A 6597-nucleotide genomic window follows, 5' to 3' on the forward strand; every position below is an offset into this window, starting at 1 on the left:
CAAAATTTCTTAAAAGGTGGATGAATTTTTAAACAGCTAAACACACCCTATCTATTTTTGCACTAAGTGATGGAAGATACTATAAAAGCTTATTCCTCAGAAACCCTCTTTATCTCACAACCTGGAAAATAGAAAGAAAGTATCTCATAGTATGTAAAACCAAGCTTTCCCATTTCCTTTGCTCCCCATTGGCATAGACCTACACCATGTCCATATCCTTTTCCAGTAAAGACAAAAGAATCTTTTGTTTGCTCTATATCAAACAATGTGCTTCTTATAAGATTTTCTCCCATTGCCTTTCTAAATTTAGAACCTAGCATTTGGTAATTTCCCCTTGAATGCTTTATGATTATCTTCTCACACCTTCCATTTTCGGGGTATTTGCTTATTGAATAAATCTTTCTAAGACTAAGCCTTTTTTCTATTTCTATTGATTTAATCTTTGCCTTCCAATGGTAATCTGGTGCCTTAGAACAATATGGACAGACCACACCAGAAAGATAGGGGATATATTTTCCTCCCTCCCAGGTGTAAGCCGAATTTCCTGTCCTTCCCCCGCAAACTGAATGATAATAAACATAGGCAAGGCTATCTCCATAATAAAGAAACTCTCCCTTTGTCTCATCTACAGCAGAGATCGCCCTTTCATCCTCAGCATTTATTCCAGCATAGACCTGGCAATGAACAGAATTGCACAGGTCAAAGCCTTCTTTCCTATGCTTTCCAAGGTTTCTATAGACAAATGTCCTGGCAATAACAGCCTGAGCCTTTACTGTCTCAAAAGGCCATTTTGGGTTTATCTCCATCTTGATCACGCCATAGAGGTAATTTTCAATATCAATGATGTTGATAGCAAGCAGATTCCCCTGATTTATATTTATTTCAATATCTCCCCGATACCTTCTTTTTCCAATTATGATATGTGAATTTATTGGCTCAATTATTATAGGTGGCTGAAAAATGCCGTAGCCTTCTATTTTTATAAGACGATGATTTGCTTCTAAAGAAAGAGGGGTCTCATATCTCCTTATAATTTTTCCATCAGGGCTGGTTATTTCATAGTATCCAGAGGAAGAAACAAGAAGATTCTTTTCCTTTGCCACACAAACCCTTATCTCAAAACAAAAGGAGGGTTTTAGGAATAATAGAAGAAAAAAAATTGTAAATTTTAAATTTGCAATTTTCAATTTTTAGATAGGTCTTTGAGCAGAAGAAGATGGGGGCATACCAGGTATATTGATTGATGGTTTTTGGAGAGAAGAGAATGGGGCTACACCAGGAGTCGGGCTTGGCGCTGGCCTTTGAGGTGGAGGCTGTTCCATTGGTCTACTTAAAGTAGGAGAAGGGGGTGCCATTCCAAAGCTTGCTTTATCAACTGCCCTAAGATATGCATCCTCCTTTGTTATCTTGTTTTTCATTACTAGCATCTTTAAGCATTGGTCCATTGATTGCATCCCATCCTTTGCTCCTGTCTGGATTATTGAGGGCATCTGATGGGTCTTTCCCTCCCTTATAAGATTCCTTATCGCAGGTGTTGCCACCATAATCTCACAGGCAACCACCCGACCTTTGCCATCTATTGTGGGAATAAGGGTCTGGGAAATAACCGCAACCAGAGCCTCTGAAAGCTGTGTCCTTATTTGCTGTTGCTGGTGGGGTGGAAATACATCAACAATTCTGTCAATTGTCTGGGGTGCTGAATTTGTATGTAAGGTTGCAAAGACAACATGTCCTGTCTCTGCGGCGGTTAATGCCATCTGGATTGTTTCTAAGTCTCTCATTTCACCAACCAGGATAACATCAGGGTCTTCCCTTAATGCACTCCTTAAGGCAATGGCAAAGGAATTTGTATGTGGACCAACCTCCCTTTGATTAACCAGGCATTTCTTATTCTCATGGACAAACTCAATTGGGTCTTCAATGGTTAAGATATGGTCTTCCCTTTCAGAGTTAATAATATCAACCATTGAGGCGAGGGTGGTTGATTTTCCACTTCCGGTTGGCCCGGTAACCAAAATAAGCCCCTTTTTGGAACGGGCAAGACTTCCGCAAACCGGAGGCAAACCCAATTCCTCAATGCTTTTTATCTTTGTAGGAATAATTCTAAATGCTGCACCCTCCCCCCTTCTTTGATAGAATGCATTAACCCTGAATCTTCCAATCTCAGCTAGTTCAATGGCAAAGTCTATCTCATGCTTTTCTTCAAATTGCGCCTTTCTTTCATCGGTTAGAATCTCATAAATCATTTCATGAACCCTATCTTTGGTATATATTTCATTATCTACGGGTGTAAGTGCACCGTGGATCCTTAAAAGGGGATATGCACCCGAGGAAAGGTGGATATCGGATGCCCCCCTTTCCTTGCATATGATTAAAAGGTCGGATATTTCGTACATCTTAAATCCTAAATTTTATTCCTTTCCAAACAATCCCTCAATCATATCAACGATATTTCTTTTTGCACCCAATGATGGCTTTATCTCACAATTTGTTATCTTTTCCATCTCCATTATACAATTAAGGTCAAGGGGATCTGCCATCACAACAGAAAGCTCATTTTCAAATTTCATAATGGGAAGGACAAAATATTTCCTCATAAAATCAAGGGGAAGTAAGGATGCAGCCTCTTTGTCGATCATTCTTAGCGTAAGGGTGACATATGGGATGTCTAATTGATGGGAAAGGGCACAATTTAGGGCATCTTCGGTTAAAACACCTAAATCTTCAACCAATACCTCTCCCACCTTTTTCCTTACCGGAAGGTATTTTTGAAGATGCAAAGCCTTTTGAAGGTGCTCTTCGCTTATGAGATTAAAATCCTTAAGCACCTGGCCAATGAGCCTTTTCGGAGCTTCCTCTCCAGAAGGAGCCTCTTCTTTTACCGGCTCCCCTCCAAATATATATGAATAAAGCCTTGCATTTTCAATGGCTAATGCTATCTGATTTGCTAGGAGGGTAAAAAATTCTATTTCGCTCTCATCAAAGCAAGGTTTATCTATTTTATTTATCGCCTCGATTACCCCAATTGTCTTTGTCTTTCCCTTTAAAGGTGCGGCTATAATGGATTTTGTCTTAAATCCACTTGCCTGGTCAATGTGGGAGGCAAACCTTTCGTCTTTGCTTACATCTTTTATAACCAATGGCTTGTTATTTTGTGCAACCCAACCGGCAATGCCCTCTCCTGGTGCAAGCCTTATCTCCCTTATCTTCTGACCCTTTTCTCCCTCGATAACCTCAAAGACAAGCTCATTGGTTATTTCATCAATCAGCATTAAAGATGATACCTCGGCATTCATTGCCTTGGTTGCCATTCTCATTGAAAGGTTAAGCAATTCCCTTATATTATGACAGGCATTAAGAACAAGCCCAACATCAACCAATATCCTTAAAGCCTTTGCCTTATAGTTTAATTCCTCCTTAAGCCTGTGGTTTTCAAGTAAAAGGGCGGTAGAGTGGGAAATTGTCTCTAAAAGCTCAAGGTCATCTTTGGTAAATGGCTCCTTTTCAAGCTTGTTGATAACCTCAATAACACCAAGAAGGTTATCATCAAGGATAATGGGGGTTGCCATAATATTGTAAGTCTTATAGTTTATATCCTCGGCTATCTTTTTATAAAACCTCTCGTCCTTGTTTACATCAGGCACAACTATACTTTGCTTTGTTTCTGCCACATAGCCTACTATGCCCGTGCCCATCTTTACCCTAAATCTCTTTACCTCCTCAGCCTTTTCTCCCTTTGCTACCTTAAAAATAAGTTCATCCCCTTCCTTCAAAAGAAGGCTTCCTGCATCTGTTTCTGTTATTTCTAAGGTAAGGCTCATTATCTTCTCAAGGACCTCATCCAGAGGAGCAAAAAGAACCATTAAGGAGCTTATTTTATTTAATGCATCTATCCTTTTGTCCATCTTATCATTATTTTAACTTCTTTATTTAAAATTGTAAAGAATTTTATTGCCTCCCCTGATTAGCTAACTCTTCTGATATTCCCAATGTAATATCTACCTTTGTTCCTTCATCTACCCTCATCCCAGAAATTGGGCTTTGCTTTAAAACAATGGCCTCTGTTCCTGGCTCTAATAGGATATCTCCTAATACAAGATTATATTCTTTTATTGTAGAGCTTGCAACATCAAGGCAAAGACCACAAAGGTTTGGCATAAGAAAAGAAGCCTGTTTTTTTCCTGCTGAGACAAGAAGGTTCACCCTATCCCCCTCTTTTATCCCCTCCTTTTCAGCACTAAATCCTAAAACTATATCCTTTGGTTTTTCTGAGCTGATATATGTGATATTCCCTAATGCAAGACCAATTCTTGAAAGGATTATCTTGGCAGAATAGAGGTCTTTCCCAATGAGCCTTGGAATAGAAACATTTGGCATTCCAAGGCTTATTACCACCTTTATCTTTTCTCCCTTTCTTATCTTCTCCCCTGGTTCTGGCTCCTGGCTAATTACATAATCCTTTGGAATTGTATTGTGGTATGAGCTTTCCTCTATAATCCTTAACTTATTCTTCCCCAATATCCCCCTGGTTGAAATTATATCCTTTCCCTTTAAATCAGGAACATCGATTAAGACTTCTTTTCTCTCCAAAATAAAAATTGTAAGGCCGGCAAATAATATTGCTACCAAGAGAAAGGAAAAGAAAAAGATAAGCCCTTTTAGAATTTGTTTCATAAATCCAATTAGTAATTTAAGATTGAAAACAATTCAGGGCAAAAATTCTTAAATCTTAACTTACGCAATCCCATCGATCATCTGAGAAAGCCCTGCACCAGCTGGAACCATGGGAAATACATTTTCATATCTTGCAATCCTAAAATCAATCAAGACAGGGCCTTTGAATTTAATCGCTTGTTTAATGGCAGAATCTACCTCCTCTTTTTTATTAATCCTTATTCCAAGCGCACCATAAGCTAAAGCAAGCTTTACAAAATCTGGTGCAATTGCAATGTCTGTATGGGAATACCTCTTCTCATAAAATAGCTCCTGCCATTGCCTGACCATTCCAAGATATTGGTTATTCAATATAGCAACCTTAACCGGCAATTTCTCCTGAACACAGGTTGCCAATTCCTGAATATTCATTTGTATAGAGCCATCGCCGGCAATATCAAATACAATTTGTCCTGGATTTCCCATTGCTGCACCAATTGCTGCCGGAAACCCATAACCCATTGTTCCTAGACCACCCGATGACAAAAATTGCCTTGGTTTTTTGAATTTATAGTATTGGGCAGCCCACATCTGATTCTGACCAACCTCAGTGGTAATGATTGCCTCTCCCTTGGTTAGTTTATAAAGCCTCTCAATCACATATTGTGGCTTAAGCTCCTCATTATCTTTGTAGGTTAAGGGATATTTTTCCTTCCATTCGGCTATCTGCTTTACCCATTCACAAATCTCGGGTGGCTTTACTATTTTGTTAAGCTCAGCCAATATTGCCTTACAATCACCCACAATCGGGATATTTGCCGGGATATTCTTGCTTATCTCGGCTGGATCTATATCAATATGGATTACACTAGCATTTCTTGCAAATTCATCCATTTTTCCCGTTATTCTGTCATCAAACCTTGCGCCAATTGCAATGATTAAATCTGCCTCAAGTATAGCACTATTTGCATACTTTGTCCCATGCATCCCAAGCATCCCTAAAAATAAAGGGTGCTCTCCCGGGAATGCCCCTAGCCCCATTAAGGTGCTGGTTATGGGAATTCCTGTCTTCTCAACAAATTCCCTTAATTCCTCTCCCGCATTGCTTGAGATAACGCCACCACCCGAATAAACCACTGGCTTTTTGGATTTTTGGATTAGCTCGGCTGCCTTTTTTATTTGCCCAGGATGGCCTTTGTAGGTTGGGTTATAGCTCCTTAAAGATACCTCTTTAATCGGCTTATAAACTGCCTTATTGGTTGAGACATCTTTTGGAATATCAATAAGAATAGGGCCAGGCCTTCCACTTCTTGCCAGATAGAATGCCTCCTTTACAATGCCGTATAGGTCGGCGGTATTTTTTACCAGATAATTTTGCTTTGTAATAGGCCTGGTTATTCCAACAATATCTGCCTCCTGAAAGGCATCGTTTCCAATCATTGAGGTAGGAACCTGACCTGTCAGAGCAACGATTGGGATTGAATCCATATATGCTGTGGCAATCCCGGTAACCAGGTTGGTTGCCCCAGGTCCTGAGGTGGCAATGCAAACCCCTACCCTTCCGGTTGACCTGGCATATCCATCTGCGGCATGTGCGGCTGCTTGCTCATGCCGAACAAGGACAACCTTTATCTCGGGTGTTTTATAAAAGACATCAAAAATAGGAAGCACAGCTCCTCCTTGATAGCCAAAGATAACTCTCGTCCCCTCTTCCTTTAATGCTTCAATCAATATTTCAGCCCCTGTTTTCAATAGCATAAGTTTAAGATATAAAGTTTCATTTTTATTTTACCAATCTAATATAGAGGTTTGCAAGAAAAATTCATTTATAGTTAATTCCATAACGCTTTACAAAATGTATGTGTTTAGATAATCTTAAGGAAAACTTTATAAAATTATGAATTTTGAATGTTGAATTTTGAATTAAAAGGGAAAAAATTTTAT

Annotated in this window: 5 protein-coding genes; all 5 read right to left on the reverse strand. The window is 39.3% G+C overall.

From position 1 onward, the window contains the following. Nucleotides 1-89 precede the first annotated feature (89 nt). Nucleotides 90-1103 carry a SpoIID/LytB domain-containing protein gene (locus AB1397_03215; protein ID MEW6482001.1) on the reverse strand — a complete coding sequence of 338 codons (1014 nt, stop codon included), beginning with the start codon at nt 1101-1103 and terminating at the stop codon, nt 90-92. An 87-nt stretch (nt 1104-1190) separates the two neighbouring features. Continuing rightward, nucleotides 1191-2396 (reverse strand): type IV pilus twitching motility protein PilT, encoded by a 1206-nt coding sequence (locus tag AB1397_03220; protein MEW6482002.1) that lies wholly within the window; start codon nt 2394-2396, stop codon nt 1191-1193. 15 nt (nt 2397-2411) lie between these two features. Continuing rightward, nucleotides 2412-3905, reverse strand: a complete 1494-nt coding sequence (locus AB1397_03225; protein MEW6482003.1) for a GAF domain-containing protein — start codon at nt 3903-3905, stop codon at nt 2412-2414. A gap of 43 nt (nt 3906-3948) precedes the next feature. After that, nucleotides 3949-4674 (reverse strand): PASTA domain-containing protein, encoded by a 726-nt coding sequence (locus tag AB1397_03230; GenBank protein ID MEW6482004.1) that lies wholly within the window; start codon nt 4672-4674, stop codon nt 3949-3951. A gap of 60 nt (nt 4675-4734) precedes the next feature. Continuing rightward, on the reverse strand, nt 4735-6411 hold the full coding sequence (ilvB, locus tag AB1397_03235) for a biosynthetic-type acetolactate synthase large subunit (GenBank protein ID MEW6482005.1): 1677 nt from the start codon (nt 6409-6411) through the stop codon (nt 4735-4737). Nucleotides 6412-6597 lie beyond the last annotated feature (186 nt).

It is taken from the genome of bacterium, assembly GCA_040756715.1.
In the GTDB taxonomy this organism is placed as follows: Bacteria; UBA9089; UBA9088; order UBA9088; family UBA9088; genus JBFLYE01.